The following is an 18,168-nucleotide window of genomic DNA, read 5'->3' as shown; positions in this document are numbered from 1 at the left end:
GCGACTCGTTAACGGGCGCAATATGAGGCCTTAGTTGAGTATCCGCTAGACAAACTTCTGTGATATAGGTTTTCAGGCTTAACACATACTGAGATTAATTTAATTTCCCTAATGGGGTGAGTCGTGAATACCGGTCGCTTAAATCCGAATAAAGTTCAGCGCAAGATGGGTTCAGAATTACTGATTAACGTAACCCCATCTGAGGCACGTGTAGCTCTGGTTGAGCATGGCGTGCTGCAAGAAGTCCATATCGAGAGGCGCATGAAGCGCGGTCTAGTGGGCAATATTTACAAGGGCAAAATCAGCCGTGTGTTGCCCGGCATGCAAGCCGCCTTTGTGGATATTGGCTTAGATAAAGCCGCATTTTTACATGCCTCCGACATAGTGCCGCACACCGAATGCGTGGCCGATGTGGAAAAAGGCCATTTTGTAGTCCGTGATATCGCCGAGTTGGTTCGCCAAGGGCAAGATATTATGGTGCAGGTGGTAAAAGATCCGCTCGGCACTAAAGGTGCGCGCCTGACCACAGATATCACCCTGCCTTCCCGTTATCTGGTATTTATGCCCGGCTCAAGCCATGTTGGGGTGTCCCAGCGGATTGAGCAGGAAGAAGAGCGCAGTCGTCTTAAGAAAATCACTCTGCCTTTCGTCGATGAAGACGGCGGCTTTATTATCCGCACCGCCGCCGAAGGCGTAGGTGAAGATGAACTTGCTCAGGATGCGGCCTTCCTGCGTCGGGTATGGTCTAAGGTCTCCGAGCGTCGTCAGCGCCGTGGCGTGGCACTCTTGTATCAAGACCTCGCCTTGCCGGTGCGGATTGTGCGCGACTTTGTCGGAACCGAGCTCGATAGAATTCAAGTCGATTCGCGCCGCACTTTTGCCGAGCTGCAAGCCTTCGCCCAAGAGTTTATGCCGGAAATCGCCGACAAGATTGAGCACTACTCAGGGCCGGCACCAATTTTCGATCTCTACGATGTGGAGAATGAAATCCAGCGCGCCCTGGGTCGCAAGGTCGAACTCAAATCGGGTGGCTATCTGATTATCGATCAGACCGAGGCCATGACCACGGTCGATATCAACACTGGTGCCTTTGTCGGCCACCGTAATCTTGAAGAAACCATCTTCAACACTAACCTCGAAGCGACCCAAGCGATTGCGCGGCAACTGCGGCTACGTAATCTCGGCGGCATCATCATTATCGACTTTATCGATATGCTGAGTGACGAGCATAAAACGCGGGTACTCAATAGCTTAAATAGCGCGCTCGCTAAAGACAGAGTCAAGACGAATGTCAGTGGCTTCTCGGGTCTGGGGTTAGTCGAAATGACCCGTAAGCGCACCCGAGAAAGCTTGGAGCATGTGCTGTGCGGTGAATGCCCTGCCTGTCAGAGCACGGGTAGCATGAAGACGGTTGAAACGGTTTCCTACGAAATCTTCCGCGAAATCATCCGCTTGAATCGAGCCTATGACGCCGATGAGTTTTTGCTTTACTGCTCGCCCGCTGTGTATAACAGCTTAAGTGGCGATGAAAGTCATCTGGTCGCTGAGCTTGAGGTCTACATAGGTAAACGCATTCGCCTGCAAAATGAGCCCATGTATTCCCAGCATAAATACGACGTGGTGATGATGTAGTGGCAACGCTTTTTACTGCGAAAAAACTAAGCCGTTTTTGCTGGCAATTACTGGCGCTGATCTTAGTCTTGTTTGCCCTGACGGTAAGCTTGATCCGCGGCTTATTGCCCCAAGTCGACGGTGTGCGTCAGCAGTTAGTTGAGTATGTAAAAAGCGAATATCAAATTGATGTGCAAGTCGGTGAGTTATCCGCCCAGTGGCAAGCCTTTGGCCCGGCCGTGACGGTTGATAATCTGGTGATCCCGCCGCAGGAAAAACTCCCCGTCACTGTGCTGGTCAAGAACGTTCAAATTAAATTGGATTTTTGGCAATCGCTACTGACGACCAGCCCACGCATCGAAGATGTGAATTTCGATGGTGTTCATATTGCCCTCGATATCGACAAATTATCGGGTAATAAGGCGCAGGGCGCGGCCAATCAAACTTCGCAAACCGATTGGTTATATAAATTACTCCTAAAGCAGCTTGAACGTTTCTCGCTGACGGATGCCTCGGTGCAGCTGTTGAGCTTGCAGCATGAATATCGACCCATCCACATTCGCCACCTTAATTGGCGTAATAGTGGTGAGCGCCACCGCGGCGCGGGGGAAATTTACCTCGATAATAATGCCATGGTAAATGAGTCGCTGGGTTTGCAACTCGATCTTCAGGGGGACGCAACTGCGCCTGATACGTTGAAGGGGCAAATCTATCTTGCGGCCCAGTCCTTAGATTTGGGCGAATGGGCATCGCGTCAACCTAATCCCTATGATCCAAGCAAGAAGTTACCCTTAGAAGGGGTGGTCAATCTCAAGGCGTGGTTTGATTTTGCCCATCGTAGCATCAGCGCGGGCTTAGTGCAGTTTGAACCTAGTTGGCTGCAATGGTCGATGGAAGGTGAGCCGCAAAAGTTTGAAATCCAGTCCGGCAGCATTAGCTGGCTACCTAAGGAAACAGGCTGGGAGATCCGCAGTGCGGATTTGGATTTTGTGACCAATGGCGAGCATTGGCCTGACCTTAAGCTTGCGGCCAAGCAGCAAGACGATGCTTTTTATGCCTATGTGAGTCGCTTGGATTTACCGACCCTATTCCCACTCTTGCCATTATTTCCGGGCGTCGATTTAGCCGTCCTTAAGCAATGGTTTCAGCTGGCACCCGAAGGCAGTATTGGGCCGATTCGCCTCTATCAAAGCGCCAAGCAACCCTTGCTGGCCAGTACGTATATCAAGCAATTGCGTTGGCAGAAAGCCGAAGGCATACCTAACACCAATCCTCTAGATTTAGCATTGCAATGGCAGAATGACAGCTTAGTGTTTTCGCTGCCTGAACAGACCTATACCCTCGATTTTGGCGATCAATTTTCAGCCCCTCTAGTGCTGCATGGCGCGGCGTTAACGGGCGCCTTCGATACCCAAAGGGCCACCTTATCCGTGCCTGAGGTTCAGCTCGAAAACGAGGATATTGGTGTTTCCGCCGCCCTAAAACTGGATTTTAGCGCCGAAGCCAGCATGTCACTCGCCGCTAATGTGGCCGTTAAAAATGCCGCCAATGCGGACAGATACTTCCCCGTCAAAGCCATGGGCGAGGCGTTGGTGGAGTATTTGGATGGCGCTATCAAGGCAGGCCAGAGCCAAAATGCGCAGGTATTATGGCAGGGCGCCTTAGCGCATTTTCCCTTTGAGGATAATAGCGGGGTCTTCCAAGCGGCCTTTACCTTAGATAACGCCGAGTATCAATTTCAACCCGATTGGCCAGCGGTGACTGAGCTTTCTCTCGATGCCTTATTTGAAAATGCCCGTATGGATATCTGGGTTAACCAAGGCAAATTGATGAATGTGGTGGCCGATGGTGCCCATGTGTTTATCCCCGAATTAGGCGAGCATTCGCTGTTAAAAATTCAGGCCGATCTTGCGACCAATGGTAGCGCCGCCACCCAAGTGTTGCAGGCATCACCGCTCGCCGATACTGTGGGCAAGACCTTAAGCGTTGTGCAAGTGCAGGGCGCGGTGACGGGGAATTTAGATATCAGCATTCCCTTGTACGAGGGTGAGGCCGAGGATATCCGTGGGCAAATTGCCTTTGAAAATACGCCCGTATTTATTGCCCAGCCCGGGTTACAGCTCAAGGCTGTGACGGGCACAGTGCAGTTTGCGAATGAGATTGTTGAAGGCAAAGGCATTAAATCCCGCTTATTTGAGCAGCCCTTCGAGTTCAGTTTTGCCACTAAACCCGAAGGCAAAGACTTTGCGCTCAATGTAGATATGAAGAGCCGTTGGGATCTCAGCCGATTACCACAAGAGCTGCAAAATCCCTTGAGTGAATTTTACCAAGGTAAAGTCGCTTGGGGTGGCAACTTGAATATGGTGTTCGACGATCAAGGCTATCAAATTCAGGCCAATGTCGGCTCCGATCTCGTCGGCGCGACTCTGACATTGCCAGGTGCCTTTGCCAAACCCGAAGATGAGCCTAGACCCTTAATGGCGGTGTTTTCTGGCGATCAGCAAACGGCGACGCTAAGCGTAAAACTGGATAAACAGGCCGAATTTATCGGTGGCTTCGAGGCCGAAAAGGGCACTCAATTCAGCTATTTTGACTTGTTATTGGGCCGACTCTTCGATGCGGCCGAGGTGCCCAATACCGAGCTTGGGCATATCAAGATTGATGTGACCAGCGGCAAGCTTGCCAATTGGCTGCCGGTAATTAATGCCTTTGTCGGCACAGACAACAAGCCTCCCCGCGCAGGCATTTTAGTCGAAGAGGCGAGCCACTCCGCCTTGTTTCCTTCGGTGGTTGGGATAGACGCCAATATCGGCAAGTTTGATTTATTAGGACAAGGGCTGACCGAGCTCAGATTAAATGCTAAGCCGAACGAACATGGTTGGCGCTTCGATGCTAAGGCCAGCGAGTTTGAAGGCTGGGTCGATTTTTATCCCAACTGGATGACCCAAGGATTAAAAGTCACCGCTAGTAAGTTTTATTTCTCCCCCGAAGTAAAACCCGAGGGGGAAGGCGATTTCGCCGCGGACGAGGTGCTGACCAATTTACCGCCGGTTGCCGTGAATGTGGAAGATTTTCGTTTCTTCGATAAACCCTTTGGCAAGCTGGTGCTGCAGGCGAGCCCACAAGCTTCGGGCTATCGAATTCAAACCCTGTCATTGACGACGCCTGAAGTGTCTTTACAGGGTAACGGCATTTGGCAGCAGCAGAATGGTCAAAACCAGACAGAATTAACGGTGAGTTTAAACGCCAGCCAGTTTAATTATTTGAGTCAGCAATTGGGCATAGACCCGGGTGTGAATGAGGCGCCTTTGAAGGTGAATGCCGAGCTAGCTTGGCAGGGGGCGCCCTATGCGTTTTCCCTCGATACCTTAAACGGCAAGGTGAAGTTTGAGCTGGGTAAGGGGCACTTATCCCAAGTGAGCGATAAGGGCGCGCGGATTTTCTCCCTGTTCAGCCTCGACTCCTTGGTGCGTAAGTTATCCTTAGATTTCAGTGATGTGTTCGGCCAGGGCATGTACTTCAATTCCTTTAGCGGTAATCTTCAAATTGATAATGGTGTGGTTAAAACCACGGATACCGAAATGGATGCAATTGCGGGCAATATGAAGGTGCGCGGCTATACGGATCTGACCAGCGAAAGCTTAAACTACGATATCCGATTTGTGCCGCAATTGGCGTCGAGTGTGCCGACCGTGGTGCTGCTCAGTACCAGTGCGTGGACGTTGGGGCTTGGTGCATTTGCACTGACCAAAGTGCTCGAACCTGTGATTGAGGTGATTTCGGAAATCCGCTTCCGAGTGACAGGTACTATGTCCGACCCTGTGGTGGAAGAACTCGAACGTAAGAGCAAAGAGATTGAGATCCCCGAGTCGATTCTGCCTATGGTGGGAGGCGAATTGCCAGTGCCTACCGAGGGCGCTGAGCCTAAGGCTGATGCGGTGCCCATCAAGAATAGCGCTCCAACTAAAACAGAGGCTACACCGCCCGTCGAGCCTGAAAAAAACAATGAGCAGCCTGCGCCAGATGCTGATAAACCTAAAGTGGAACCAGTAAAAGCGGTTGAGGAAGAAGCATCGCCGCAAGCGCCGATTCTCCCCAAGGTCGAACCTGCAGAGCCGCCCAAAGCCGAACCCGAACAGCCTAAGCCTTTGAGCACTAAGGTAGTATTTTCGATAAACACAATTCAAGGAGATAGTCATGCGCATCAGCCTGTTGCAATGTCAGAGCAGTCGCGACGTCAGCGCGAATCTGTTGTTTATCGAATCGCAGCTTGAGGAATTAACCCGTCAGCGTCTGCAATGGGATAAAGATGCCCCTCATTTAGTGGTGCTGCCAGAATGCAGCCTGCTGTTTGGTGGCCATGAGAGTCAGCAACTCGCCTATGCCGGCGACAGTCATCTTAGCCCGTTAAAATCGGCCTTAAGTGCCTTAGCCGCCCGTTACTACGTGTATATGGTGGCGGGAACCATCCCTGCGCTGGCGGAGGATGGGCGCGTCTACAGCCGTTGTTATCTGTTTGATGATAAAGGTGATACCTTAGGGCAATACGATAAACTGCATCTGTTTGACGTGGATGTGGCCGACGGCACTAAGCAATACCGCGAGAGTGAAACCTTCTGCCCCGGCAATCATATCAGCGTCATCGACACCCCGTTTGGCAAAATTGGCTTGACCATCTGTTATGATTTACGCTTTCCGGATTTATTCAGGGCGCTGCGCCTCGCGGGAGCCGAGATTATTACCGTGCCTTCGGCCTTTACTAAGGTCACGGGAGAAGCCCATTGGCAGGTGTTATTACAGGCCAGAGCCATTGAAACCCAATGCTTTATTTTAGCCGCCGCCCAATGGGGCGCCCATAACGAAGGCAGTCGCGAGACCTGGGGGCAGAGCACGGTAATAGGTCCTTGGGGCGAGGTGATTGCCGAGCAGAAAACCGGTACAGGTTGGGTGCATGCCGATATCGATGTGGCCGAGGTGCACAGCATCCGCAGTAAAATGCCCGTGGCGCAACATAATCGCTTTACTGCACCGAACCTTAAACCTTGAACAGATTAAGCCTTCAACAGATTAAGCCTTCAACAGATTTAGATGAAATAGACTCACAGCGAATTTAAGTTATTTTAAAAATGAGTGAGTTGCCAATTTTAGCCAAGCTTTCAGAGAGAACCGCGATGCCTTTTTTAGCACAAGTAGAGCAAAGTTTATTAAAGGGTGGCTTAGCCCTCGATGGGTTACAGAGTTATTTAAACACCATACATCAACATAAAGTCGATTTTTCCGATCTCTATTTCCAAGGTAGTCGCCACGAATCTTGGGTGCTCGAAGATGGCATTATTAAAGATGGTAGCTTCCATATCGAACGCGGCGTCGGTGTGCGTGCCATCAGCGGCGAGAAAACCGGTTTTGCCTATGCCGATGATATTACGCCAGCGGCTTTAAGCGCTGCGGCCGAGGCGGCGCGTGGTATTGCTGGGGCGGGTGAGCAGGCCAAGGTGCAGGCTTTCAAACGTCGACAAGCCTTGGCGCTGTACGATAGTCTCGACCCTATCGCCGCCATGGAAGAAGTGAAAAAAATCAATCTACTGAAAGAGGCCGATGCCTATATTCGTAGCCTCGACAGCCGCATTATCCAAGTGGTCATTAGCCTAGCGGGTGTGCACGAAGAAATTCTGGTTGCCGCCAGTGACGGTACTTTGGCCGCCGATATTCGCCCGCTAGTACGCTTTAATTGCAGCGTTATTTTAGAAGAAAATGGCAAGCGTGAACGTGGCAGCGCCGGTGGCGGTGGTCGTCACGATTACAGCGTGTTTATGGTGACGGATGAAACCGGTTTACCTATGTGCTTTGCCTTCGCCCGTGAAGCGGTTCGTCAGGCGCAAGTCAACCTCAATGCCATCGATGCGCCAGCCGGAGAGATGCCTGTGGTGCTCGGTAATGGTTGGCCGGGCGTGTTATTGCACGAGGCCGTGGGTCATGGCCTAGAAGGTGACTTTAACCGCAAGGGCAGCAGCGCCTTTAGTGGCATGGTCGGCGAACAAGTAGCTTCGAAACTGGTGACTGTGGTGGACGATGGCACGCTTGCGAATCGCCGTGGTTCACTGAGCATCGACGATGAAGGCGTACAAACCCAGAGAACCGTGTTAATCGAAGACGGTATTCTTAAAGGCTACATACAAGATAAATTAAATGCTCGCCTGATGGGCGTGGCGCCGACGGGGAATGGCCGCCGTGAATCCTATGCGCATCTGCCTATGCCTCGCATGACCAACACTTATATGACGGCGGGCGAGTCTGATCCGAGCGAGATCATCAAGTCGGTGAAGAAGGGCATTTATGCGCCTAACTTTGGCGGCGGTCAGGTGGATATCACCTCGGGCAAGTTCGTGTTCTCCGCTTCTGAAGCCTATCTGATTGAAAATGGTGAAGTGACTCAAGCGATTAAGGGCGCTACCCTGATTGGTAATGGCCCAGAGGCCATGAGTCAGATCTCCATGGTGGGTAACGACATGGCCCTAGATAAGGGCGTTGGTGTGTGTGGTAAGGATGGTCAAAGCGTACCTGTGGGTGTCGGTCAACCGACCCTCAAACTTGACCGTTTAACCGTTGGAGGTACGGCATAACCCGCTTGTTTACTGTCTAGGCAGCACTTAAGGCGGTGGGTTCTAGCCGCCTTCCATGATGGATGTTATCATTCGCAAAGGAAATTAGAGTAACTACTCTAGAGGTGTTAATGAAACTATCACGTTTGGCATGGCTGTGTTTATTGCCTTTGCCCTCGCTATTGCCGTTAGCGGCCAATGCCCAGCCTAGTAGCTTTACTGAGGCTTGGCAGCAAGTGCTTAAGGTGAGCGATAAACTCCAGGCCCAATCCCAAGAGGTGAATCGCGCCAAGGGCGAGCAAGAGGCTGGCGAGAGTTTAAATCTGCCGTCCCTCAGCCTGAATGGCAGTTATACCCACCTCGAAAAACCAATTGAATTAGATTTAAGGGATCTTAATCCCTTAGCTTCGCTTGACCCTGCGACCTTGCCACCCGCACTCGGCGGCGCCTTGGCGAGTATTCCGGGTTCATTATTTGTCACGCCCTTTACCGAGCAAGATATTTTCCGCGCCAGCTTACAGGCGATGTGGCCGATTTATACCGGCGGCCAGATCACCGCGGCGCAAGGTATTCATGCCGCCATGGTGGCCGAGAAGCAACAGGAATTACAGTTAGCGACCCGCGACTTATTCACTCAGTTGGTTGACCGTTATTATGCCGTCGATGTGACTCAATCCCTCGTCAGCACCCAAACCGAGCTGGTGGTCTCCTTAACTAAGCATGTTGACCACGCGCTAGCGCTGGAGCGCGAAGGGCAAATTGCTAAGGTCGAGCGCCTGAATGCTCAAGTGGCCTTAGATAACGCTAAGGTCAATTTAGGCAGCGCCCGTCGTCAACATGAAATGGCCGTGATCGCCCTATCGCGCATGTTGCAGCAGAGCGATGTCAGCACTAACTCACCCCTATTTGTGTTGCCGCAGGCACCTTCATTGGGGGATTTGACCCAAGTGACCCTGAGCCAACATCCCGCACTTAAACTGCTCGAGGCTAAAGAAGCGCAGGCGAATGGCTTGGTTTCCTTAGAGAAAGGCAAATATCACCCGACTGTGTTCCTCTTTGGTAATTACACCTTATACGAAGATGACAGCTTATTTTCTAAGGTGGAGCCGGACTGGATGGTGGGGGTCGGCGTAAAAGTGCCCTTGCTAAGCCGTGATGGTCGCAGTGGTAAAGTGGAAGCGGCTAAGAGTGCCTTGCTGCAAGCCCGTTACACTAAGGCGCAGACCCGACAGGACTTAAGTTTGCTGCTCGACCAAAGTTATCGCCAGTTATTGCAGGCCGAGGAAGAGGTCAAGGCACTGAATACCTCACTCGAACTGGCGAGTGAAAACCTGCGTTTAAGGGAAATCGCCTTTAACCAAGGGCTGTCCACTTCTATCGACAGGGTCGATGCCGAATTAAAACTGAGCGCCGTTAAAACTCAGCAGCTTGGCGCCAGTTATCGCTATGTGCAAGCCTATGCCAGATTAATGGCCATCAGTGGTCAATTAGATGAATTTATCGGTCGCAGTGCCACAGGCGCTCAATCGCAGGAGATTATCAATGCGCGCTAACAGAATCCTTGCCCTAACGGCGTTGGTCGCATTAGGCCTTATCTTAGCCTATGGACTCAAACTGGCTTACAGCCCAGCGCCGAGCCTGTTACAGGGGCAAATCGAAGCCCGTGAATATAACGTATCATCCAAAGTGCCAGGGCGTGTCGAGCAGGTCCTTGTGCGCCGTGGCGATAGCGTCAGCGAAGGCGATTTGTTATTTGCCATTCATAGTCCAGAGCTCGATGCCAAGTTGATGCAGGCTGAAGGCGGCCGAGATGCGGCCAAAGCCCTGCAACAGGAGGCGAATAACGGCGCCCGCACCCAAGAGGTAATGGCGGCTAAAGAGCAATGGCTCAAGGCGCAAGCGGCGGCAACGCTGGCGAAAACCACCTATACCCGAGTGGAAAATCTCTTCAACGAAGGGGTTGCCGCAAGACAAAAACGCGATGAAGCCTTTACTCAGTGGCAAGCGGCCAAGTACACAGAGCAAGCTGCCTTAGCCATGTATCAAATGGCCGAAGAAGGTGCGCGGGTCGAAACCAAAGCCGCTGCAGCGGGTAATGCTCGTATGGCCGAGGGCGCGGTGAAAGAAGTCAGTGCCATTATGGCCGATAGCCAAATGCGTGCGCCTAAGTCTGGGGAAATTAGCGAAGTATTGTTGCAAGCGGGAGAGTTAGCACCGAGCGGCTTCCCAGTGGTCAGCCTTGTCGACATGCAGGACGCTTGGGCGGTATTCCAAGTGCGTGAGGACCAACTCAAACGCTTTAAAAAGGGCGACAAACTGCCATTAACTATTCCTGCGCTGGATAAAACCGTGGAGTTTACCGTTACCCATATTAGTGTGATGGGCGACTTTGCGACTTGGCGTTCAACCGAAAGTGGCCACGATTTCGATATGCGCACCTTCGAGGTAGAGCTGCGCCCAATTGCGCCGATCCCCGATCTGCGTGTCGGTATGTCTGTTTTGCTCAGTGCTGAGTAACGACAGTGGCCAAGTCACCGAGCGAGCAAACGCATGTGAGCGAGCCTAAGCCGTTGAATGGGGCTCAGAATGCGGCGCATCCTGTCTCTTCTGGCTTGCTGGCGCAGTTAGTGGCACTCGTGCGCCGCGAGCTTAGGGCGCTATGGCGCGATCCTTGGCAACTGGCCCTGATCAGTTACATCCCGCTGCTGGGCATCTTATGTCTCTGGTGGTTATTTAGTGCTGGATTACCTCGGCAATTACCCGTGGCGATTGTTGACCAAGACCACAGCCAGCTGAGCCGAATGTTGACCCGTCAACTCAAAGCCAACCCTGTCACCGAGCCGCGAAGTTTTACCGATCTCCCTTCGGCTGTTGCGGCTATGCAGCAGGCGCAGGTCTATGCCGTGGTGGTGTTTCCCCATGATATGAAAAAGGATTTACTCACCGGTCATAAACCAACAATCGATGTGCGTTACAACAGCCAGTTTTTACTGGTGGGTAAGCTGTTGTCGAGTCAAATTCAGTTGAGTCTAGGCGATGGGTTGTTGCAGGTCGCAGGCCTTAAGCAGCTGATGACGGGTACGCCAAAATCCCAAGTGGCGGTGAACTTAAGCCCAGTGAAAAGCCAAACGACCGCACTGTTTAACCGTAACAATAACTACATAGGTTTTTTAGTGCCGCCGGTATTGGTCGCACTGTGGCAGTTGTTATCTATGTTGGTGATGGCCAACAGCTTAAATCGCGAGTTGCACCTTAATGCCGCGCAGTCAGAGGAGGGGATCTCCAATCGATTGACTGAGCATTTTTGGCCTAAGGTGTTAGCTAAAATCCTGTTGTTTACCCCGATATTGATGCTCCAAGGTGGGTTTATCCTCGCTTGGTTATATCTGTATTTGGCTTTGCCTTTTGCGGGTAGTTTAGCGCTGCTGCTGTTTGCTCAGTTGTTCATGCTGCTGGCGGTGTGGAGCCTTGTGTTGTTTATCTTTGTGCTGATGCGTGATAGCGCGCGGGTCATCAGTTTTTGTACTGCGCTGTTTGCGCCAGCCTTTGCCTTTATGGGGATCACTTTCCCCACCCATGAAATGCCGCAATTGGCACAGTGGTGGCGACTCATCATGCCATCGAGCCATTATATTGAGTCCCATGTGAGCGTGGTGAGTTATGGCGCGGCGTGGCCGACGGTGGCGCAGCAATTGAGTAGTTATTGGGGTTTTATCGGTTTATTGCCGCTGATTTATCTCTTGGCTCACAAATTACTGCCGATGACGGTAAAAGCTCAGGCTGAAGCGGCGGAACACCACGTGGCGCCTCTGCCTGCGAAGGGGCAATAACATGAATTTATGGCAGTTAGTGCTGACAGAATTAAAGGCGATTGTGAGCGACAAGGCAATTGCCGTGACCCTATTCGGCGGTGTGCTGTTTTATTCGGTGCTCTACCCTTTGCCTTACTTGCACCAAGTCCCAACAGAACAACAGCTTATCGTGGTGGATTTAGATCATTCCTCCCTGAGCCGTCAACTTATTCGCCATGCGGATGCCAGCGCTAAAATCCAAGTGATAGGCCAAGTGGGCTCCATTACCGAGGCGAAGCGTTTTATCGAAACCGGCAAAGCCCATGGTTTATTGGTGATCCCCGAAGGATTTCGCCGCGACTTGCTGCTGGGCAAGGGCGTGACCTTAAGTTACGGCGGCGATGCCAGTTACTTCTTGATTTATTCGGCGGTGGCCGAGGGACTTGTCAGCGCGGGAATGGATGCGGGTAAGCAAGTGCAATTAATTGGAATGCTCGCGCAGGGGAAAAATCCAAAAGAAGCCGAGCAGAACCTAAACTCGCTGCATTTAAACAGCGTGCCCGCCTTTAACCCTAGCCTAGGTTATACCCCCTACGTGGTGCCTGGACTCTTCTTACTTATCCTGCATCAAACCTTGTTGATTGGAACCGGGATCCTCGGTGCGGGGCAGTGGCGCAGCCGCAGCTATTGGCAGCAGGTGTCGCCGCTGCAATTAGTCTGCGGTCGTATTCTCGCCTTTATGTTGATTTATATGGTGTTTACCAGCTTTTATGTAGGGTATTGCTACCACTGGTATAAGGTGAGTATTCAGGCGAGTCTTGGTTTAGTAGCGCTATGGTTGCTGCCATTTTTATTGGCGACGGCGGCGGCTGGGGTTGCGATGAGCACGCTGTTTAGCCGCCGTGACCTACCGACTCAAGTATTGCTGTTGATTTCTATGCCGATTCTGTTTGTCTCCGGCTTTGTCTGGCCGATTGCCTTAATCCCTGAGCCTTTGGTGCTGGGCTCGCAGATAATCCCTGCGGTGCCCGCTATTATGGGGATGTTGGAGTTGAACCAAATGGGCGCAAGCTGGGCGAGTGTGCTGCCAAAATGGTTACAGCTTTGGGGCTTGTTTGTGCTGTTTTTTGGTCTTGCGGTTTTTGGGATCAAACGTCGTGCGCGGGCATTGGCTGAACCCAGTACATCTTAGGCGGCGCTGTTATTCGTACCGACAGAATACTGATTTTTATGTTTGTATTAAATTTGTTATTGGATATTAGGCAGATATAGATATAATCGTCCGGCAAAAAATTAAACAGGGGCCGTTTAATTTCGAAGCAGTTGCTTCATTTTTTTATCGCATCAAAAGGAAGATGAAATGCGTAAAATTACTTTACTCTCTTTGGCCATGGGTACTTGTTTGTTGGCCGCCTGCGCCGCTAAACCTCCCATAGTTGCACAAGAAAAAACCGTTGAAGTCGATGGTATCAACCTCGTTTTTGGCGGTAGCTACGATACTGAACGCAAAAATATTTCACTGTCGGTGAATGGCGACTCAGTGATGAAAGGCACTTTCCCACCGTACACACCAACCCAAAACCTCAGTGGTAAATACAAGGGTTACACCATCTCTAGCCAATGTTATTTCGGCTCAGTGCTGAGTAGCCAAGGTGGCGCATTTGGTGCGATTGCTGGGGTGATCCAATCGACAAAATCCAGCTCTGGCGATAAATGCGACATGCTGGTTAACGGTAAAATCGTCGAAAGCCTGTACTTCTAAGCATCCCACATATCGCTACATGGCCCCTGTATCTTTTATATGTCCCATGGTCATCATAATGACCATGCCGGGGTAAGTCACTTTGCTAAAAGTCTCCAAGCAATAAGTCCTCATTGCGTGCCACTAGGGTTGAGTTTATTCGCGCTGTTCGCCTCAACACGCGGGGCTTTTTACATATCTTTGCTCCCTTTACCGTACAGACGACACAGATAGGCAACTTAATGCCCTTATTGGGTTGTCTTCGACTCTGTTTTGGGGGAGAATGCGCGCCGCAAAAATAACCGGGGTATTCAGTATCCCGGTTATTTTCTTTTTGTGTGTATAGGTTTTAAACCAATTGAGGCCGGTAAACATCCGGAAATGATATGAGGTTCGTTTGAACCTACTTTACTGAGGACAATTCAATGGGGCTGTTGTTTACCGGATGTTCGGTAGTTGCCGTAAATCAATCTGTTGCGTTTGCAATTCCACCTGCTGCAAAAGGAGGTTGGATATGAGCCAACAAAATCCTGGCTTAAAGCAAAGCCTTAGTCTGTGGCAAGTGGTTGTGATGGGATTAGCCTATCTCACGCCAATGGCCGTGTTTGACACCTTTGGCATTGTCTCCGAGATCACCTCAGGCCATGTGGCCACCTCTTACCTGCTCGCGTTAGCGGGGATCCTGTTTACCGCCTTTAGCTACGGTCACTTAGTGCGTAAATATCCCTATGCGGGCTCGGCCTATACCTATGCGCAAAAAACCTTTAGCCCGAATGTCGGCTTTATGGTGGGCTGGTCATCGCTGCTCGATTATATGTTTATGCCGATGATCAATATGTTGCTGGCAAAGATTTACCTCACGGCCATGTTCCCTAACGTCGAGCCGTGGATTTTTATCTTTGGTTTAGTCGCTGTGATGACGGTATTAAACCTGAGGGGCATAGATTTAGTGGCGAATTTTAATGGCGTTATCGTATTCGCCCAGATAGCCATTATCTTAGTGTTTATCGGTCTAATGGCCCACAGTTTGTCCCTTGGCGAAGGTGAAGGTGTGATTGCCAGTGTGCGTCCATTCTATTCCGAAGAGATAACCCTTGCGCCGCTGTTTACTGGCGCGACTATTCTGTGTTTCTCCTTCTTAGGTTTCGATGGCTTAAGCTCTTTGAGTGAAGAAACCAAGGACGCTAAGCGAGTCATCCCTCGCGCTATCGTGCTAACTGCTTTGATTGGCGGGGTGATTTTTGTCAGCGTGTCCTATTTCTTGCAGCTGTTTTTCCCAGATATTTCTCGCTTCCAGCAGTTAGATGCTGTGCTGCCTGAGATTGCCCTGTATGTGGGCGGTAATTTATTCCAGTCAGTGGTGCTGGTGGCAACCACCATTGCGGTGTTGGCCTCGGGCATGGCCGCCCATGCGGGGGTGGCACGTATTCTCTACGTGATGGGTCGCGACAATATGCTGCCCAATAAAGGCTTTGGCTATATTCACCCCAAATGGCGCACGCCGGCATTTAACGTGATTTTGGTGGGGTTACTGGCGCTTTCGGCGGTGTCCTTCGATCTCGAAATGGCATTGGCGCTGGTCAACTTCGGGGCGCTGGTGGCTTTTACCTTTGTGAACTTGTCGGTAATAGTGCAGTTTTATATCAAAGAGAAACGTAACCAATCCTTGAAAGACCACTTTCAGTACTTCGTCTTACCCTTGTGCGGTGCGGCGACGATTGGCGTGCTGTGGCTTAACCTTGAACCTCAGTCCCTAGAGCTTGGCTTGATTTGGGCAGCAGTTGGGGTCTTGTACTTGGCACTGCGAAGCCTGCGTTTACGCAAGGCGGTAGAGTTACAGAATTAACCAATAGATTGAGCTAGAAAGTAAAAGACCCGCAGTTGCGGGTCTTTTAGTTTTTACAGTGTCGGCACTGTAAAGCTGAGGGAGGTCTTAACTTGCTTGGGCGTAGTGGTCACGACACTGATTTGACTCCCCGCAGAGGCGGTGAAACTGAGTGGTGTGCCTAAGCCATTCTTGCCAGTGAGAGTGTTAGCGACCTCAATGATATCTGGCGTACCGTTACAATCAACGCAGAGCTCGATTTGAGTCTTAGCAGGCATAATTTGTTTAGCATTGTCATGTACAAACACCACAAACTCAGACTCGCTACCTGCGGCAACGGGTTTAATATCATTAACGCTTGCGAGTAACACGCCATCCTGCTGCACACTGATATAAGCTTGCGAACCAGACATGCTTAGCACCAATGCCTTACGAATGTAGATTTTATTCGCTTGACCAGTGCCACAGAGGCTGCCTTCACATTGAGGGCCGTTAAACTTGCCATCGGCGGCAAGGTAAGTCCCACTGTTTTGAGTATTTAAATATTTTTCGCCTGAATTCCAGATACCATCTTCATTATCATCCCTGAAGGCATCTCCTAAATCACTGAAGCCTTTAGGCAGATAGGTTTCGATATCCATCCCGTTGCCAGTACATTTTGTGGCAATGCCCGCACGATTTAAACAAGCCAAATCTGTCACTGGCGCGCCATTGATATCTTTGCTGATATCTGCATCATCAAAGATGTTATTGCCATTGGTATCGAAGAAGGTCTCGTGACCTAAGGCATACGCAAGAATAGTACTACGGTGGTCGGTGAGGCGTGCGTTTTTAGACGTCCAAATAACACTACAAGCACCATCTAGTGTTAAGCATGAAGATGTAATACCACCGCCTTCAGTCGTAAAGTTAACCGTAGTATTGTCGGGCGCTGGGTTACCAAAGCTGTCCGACAGTCTGGCAGTAATAGTCGCGGTTTCACCGTCATAATCGCCCGCTTCGGGGTTAAATATCGTCGTCGAAAGACTAAAGCCAAGTTGCTGTGGCAGGCCGGTATTAACCGTTAATTGCTCAGATTGGCTAGTGATTACTTCCTTGGTATCGGCATCCACTGCGCTGGCGACCACGCGAACTGGGGTCGGCACAGTGCCTGAGAGCACACGTACACTCGCAATGCCTTGCGAGTTTGTCAGGCTCTCAGCGCTGGCGCTGCCATTGGCAAAACTTAAACCGCCGACCACAGTATCTAAACTAAAACTAACCTTTTGCTGTGCTGCTGGCTGGCCATTGGCGCTGGTGACTTTAAAGCTCACCAGTGATGATTCGCTCGACCCAGTTCCGCCCGCGCCTTTAATGCGAATTTGGTTGGGCTCGGCCGCTTCAAAGCTCAGACTGGCTAAGGTTTGACGTTGAAGCGTAAAGGGGAAGTTCGCCGTCAGCGTTTGATTACCCACGACTGTGGTCGCGACGATTTGATCGTTACGTTCGCTATTCCCACTGCAACTGGTGTCTTGGAAGGTCGAGCTGGCATTGCCCGATAGCGTCGTGACAGGCGAGTCTAAGCTCGCATTATTGCTGGCAGTACAGTCAGAGCTGAAACTGATGGATGACGGCGTCTGTACGCGAGTGACAGTGCCATCGCTGGCCTCTAACACTAAGCTTGCAGTCACGCCAAAGCTGCCGCCTGCGCTGATTTTATAGCTGCCATCGGCCTGCGCCGTTAACGTACTGGCCAGTTTTCCTTCTGTAAAACTGCTGCCATTAAAGGAGCCTAATTTTAAGGTGCCGGCTTCGTTAACCGCATCTTTGCTGAGTACTTCATATAAGCTGCTGCTTTGTAGCGATTGCCCTTGATACTCCACTGTTACCGTTAAGGCGTTGGCGCCTAATTCGGTGGCGCTCGGAGTATAACTGACCTGAGCAATACCTTGCTCATCGGTTAGCGTGCTGGTGGGGGTTAAGGTCGCTGACCCCGCACTGAAGCTGACCTTAGCATCGGCAATGCCTTTACTCTCGGCATCGAGGAAAATGGCTTGCAGTTGTACGGCTTCATCAACTTTAAAGCGAGTCACTACATTCGCGCCGCTTTGAATACTGGCGCTGAGTTTTGGGGCGATGGATGCGCCAGTGCCGTCGATAGTGCCTGTAAATTCAAAGTTGCGAGTCGCCGATAGCGCTGTGCTGGAATCACTTGGGGTGGTGGTTGCCGTAATCGTTCCTGCATTGATAAGCAAATCTGGATTACTCACAATAACAACGGCTTCACCATTGCTATCCGTGAGTTTGCTTTCCGGTGTTAGCGCCCCAAGGTCGGTCGTAAAGTTAACTCTCTGGTTACTGACTTTTGCAGAACCTTTGTTTAACTTGGCGACAGCACAAAAACCTGCGTCTTTAGGGAAACTTTGAAGTGAGGTAAAACTGCCGCATTGACTACCCGATAAGGTTTTAAAGTCGATAGACAGTTTGTAAATACCGTCGCTGGCATCTGTGCCACCGTTGTCTTCGTCAGAGGGGCCGTTACAGCCCCAAAGTCCAAATAAACCAATAGAAAGCAAAGTAAGATTGCAAAACGTGTTGCTAAATCGCATAAGCAAACATCCT

The 18,168-nt window shown here is 50.9% G+C and carries 11 protein-coding genes; 10 read left to right on the top strand and 1 reads right to left on the bottom strand.

The window, feature by feature from the left end; all coding sequences use genetic code 11:
• The first annotated feature begins 165 nt into the window (after nucleotides 1–165).
• The 10 genes from rng to L2713_RS04865 all read left to right on the top strand — a co-directional run bounded on the left by rng (nucleotide 166) and on the right by L2713_RS04865 (nucleotide 15,588).
• Nucleotides 166–1,632 carry a ribonuclease G gene (gene rng / locus L2713_RS04910; RefSeq protein ID WP_049764552.1) on the top strand — a complete coding sequence of 489 codons (1,467 nt, stop codon included), beginning with the start codon at nucleotides 166–168 and terminating at the stop codon, nucleotides 1,630–1,632.
• Nucleotides 1,632–5,885: a YhdP family protein gene (locus L2713_RS04905; RefSeq protein WP_248967143.1), complete on the top strand. Its 4,254-nt coding sequence runs from the start codon at nucleotides 1,632–1,634 to the stop codon at nucleotides 5,883–5,885. Before rng ends, L2713_RS04905 begins: the two co-directional genes overlap by 1 nt.
• Nucleotides 5,809–6,657, top strand: coding sequence for a carbon-nitrogen hydrolase family protein (locus L2713_RS04900; protein ID WP_248967142.1), 849 nt, complete (start codon nucleotides 5,809–5,811; stop codon nucleotides 6,655–6,657). Before L2713_RS04905 ends, L2713_RS04900 begins: the two co-directional genes overlap by 77 nt.
• Nucleotides 6,658–6,782: 125 nt before the next feature.
• On the top strand, nucleotides 6,783–8,231 hold the full coding sequence (gene tldD / locus L2713_RS04895) for a metalloprotease TldD (RefSeq protein ID WP_248967141.1): 1,449 nt from the start codon (nucleotides 6,783–6,785) through the stop codon (nucleotides 8,229–8,231).
• 110 nt (nucleotides 8,232–8,341) lie between these two features.
• Nucleotides 8,342–9,763: a TolC family protein gene (locus L2713_RS04890; protein WP_248967140.1), complete on the top strand. Its 1,422-nt coding sequence runs from the start codon at nucleotides 8,342–8,344 to the stop codon at nucleotides 9,761–9,763.
• Complete coding sequence (locus L2713_RS04885) at nucleotides 9,753–10,727, top strand: HlyD family secretion protein (protein WP_248967139.1); 975 nt, start codon at nucleotides 9,753–9,755, stop codon at nucleotides 10,725–10,727. The genes L2713_RS04890 and L2713_RS04885 overlap by 11 nt, the downstream gene beginning before the upstream one ends.
• A gap of 98 nt (nucleotides 10,728–10,825) precedes the next feature.
• Entirely contained in the window at nucleotides 10,826–12,040 is a 1,215-nt protein-coding gene (locus L2713_RS04880) for an ABC transporter permease (protein ID WP_248967218.1), read from the top strand.
• Nucleotide 12,041: 1 nt separating this feature from the next.
• Nucleotides 12,042–13,193: an ABC transporter permease gene (locus L2713_RS04875; protein WP_248967138.1), complete on the top strand. Its 1,152-nt coding sequence runs from the start codon at nucleotides 12,042–12,044 to the stop codon at nucleotides 13,191–13,193.
• A 168-nt stretch (nucleotides 13,194–13,361) separates the two neighbouring features.
• A complete protein-coding gene (locus tag L2713_RS04870; RefSeq protein WP_086902227.1) occupies nucleotides 13,362–13,763 on the top strand; it encodes a hypothetical protein in 402 nt (133 codons plus the stop codon).
• 493 nt (nucleotides 13,764–14,256) lie between these two features.
• On the top strand, nucleotides 14,257–15,588 hold the full coding sequence (locus tag L2713_RS04865; RefSeq protein ID WP_248967137.1) for an APC family permease: 1,332 nt from the start codon (nucleotides 14,257–14,259) through the stop codon (nucleotides 15,586–15,588).
• Nucleotides 15,589–15,641: 53 nt separating this feature from the next.
• On the opposite strand, the gene L2713_RS04860 is transcribed toward L2713_RS04865, so the two are convergent.
• Complete coding sequence (locus L2713_RS04860; protein ID WP_248967136.1) at nucleotides 15,642–18,155, bottom strand: Ig-like domain-containing protein; 2,514 nt, start codon at nucleotides 18,153–18,155, stop codon at nucleotides 15,642–15,644.
• Between the last annotated feature and the right edge of the window lie 13 nt (nucleotides 18,156–18,168).

The organism is Shewanella seohaensis, from assembly GCF_023283775.1.
GTDB classification, from domain to species: domain Bacteria; phylum Pseudomonadota; class Gammaproteobacteria; order Enterobacterales; family Shewanellaceae; genus Shewanella; species Shewanella seohaensis.
Note: the sequence above shows the minus strand (reverse complement) of the source record. Positions and strands in the feature narration are given on the sequence as shown.

What these genes read in the sequence shown, in the direction of transcription:
- rng (WP_049764552.1), top strand. Translation starts at nt 166, where the DNA reads ATGGGTTCAGAATTACTGATTAACGTAACCCCATCTGAGGCACGTGTA.
- L2713_RS04870 (WP_086902227.1), top strand. Translation starts at nt 13,362, where the DNA reads ATGCGTAAAATTACTTTACTCTCTTTGGCCATGGGTACTTGTTTGTTG.
- L2713_RS04860 (WP_248967136.1), bottom strand. Translation starts at nt 18,155, where the DNA reads ATGCGATTTAGCAACACGTTTTGCAATCTTACTTTGCTTTCTATTGGT.
- L2713_RS04900 (WP_248967142.1), top strand. Translation starts at nt 5,809, where the DNA reads ATGCGCATCAGCCTGTTGCAATGTCAGAGCAGTCGCGACGTCAGCGCG.
- L2713_RS04890 (WP_248967140.1), top strand. Translation starts at nt 8,342, where the DNA reads ATGAAACTATCACGTTTGGCATGGCTGTGTTTATTGCCTTTGCCCTCG.
- L2713_RS04865 (WP_248967137.1), top strand. Translation starts at nt 14,257, where the DNA reads ATGAGCCAACAAAATCCTGGCTTAAAGCAAAGCCTTAGTCTGTGGCAA.
- L2713_RS04875 (WP_248967138.1), top strand. Translation starts at nt 12,042, where the DNA reads ATGAATTTATGGCAGTTAGTGCTGACAGAATTAAAGGCGATTGTGAGC.
- tldD (WP_248967141.1), top strand. Translation starts at nt 6,783, where the DNA reads ATGCCTTTTTTAGCACAAGTAGAGCAAAGTTTATTAAAGGGTGGCTTA.
- L2713_RS04885 (WP_248967139.1), top strand. Translation starts at nt 9,753, where the DNA reads ATGCGCGCTAACAGAATCCTTGCCCTAACGGCGTTGGTCGCATTAGGC.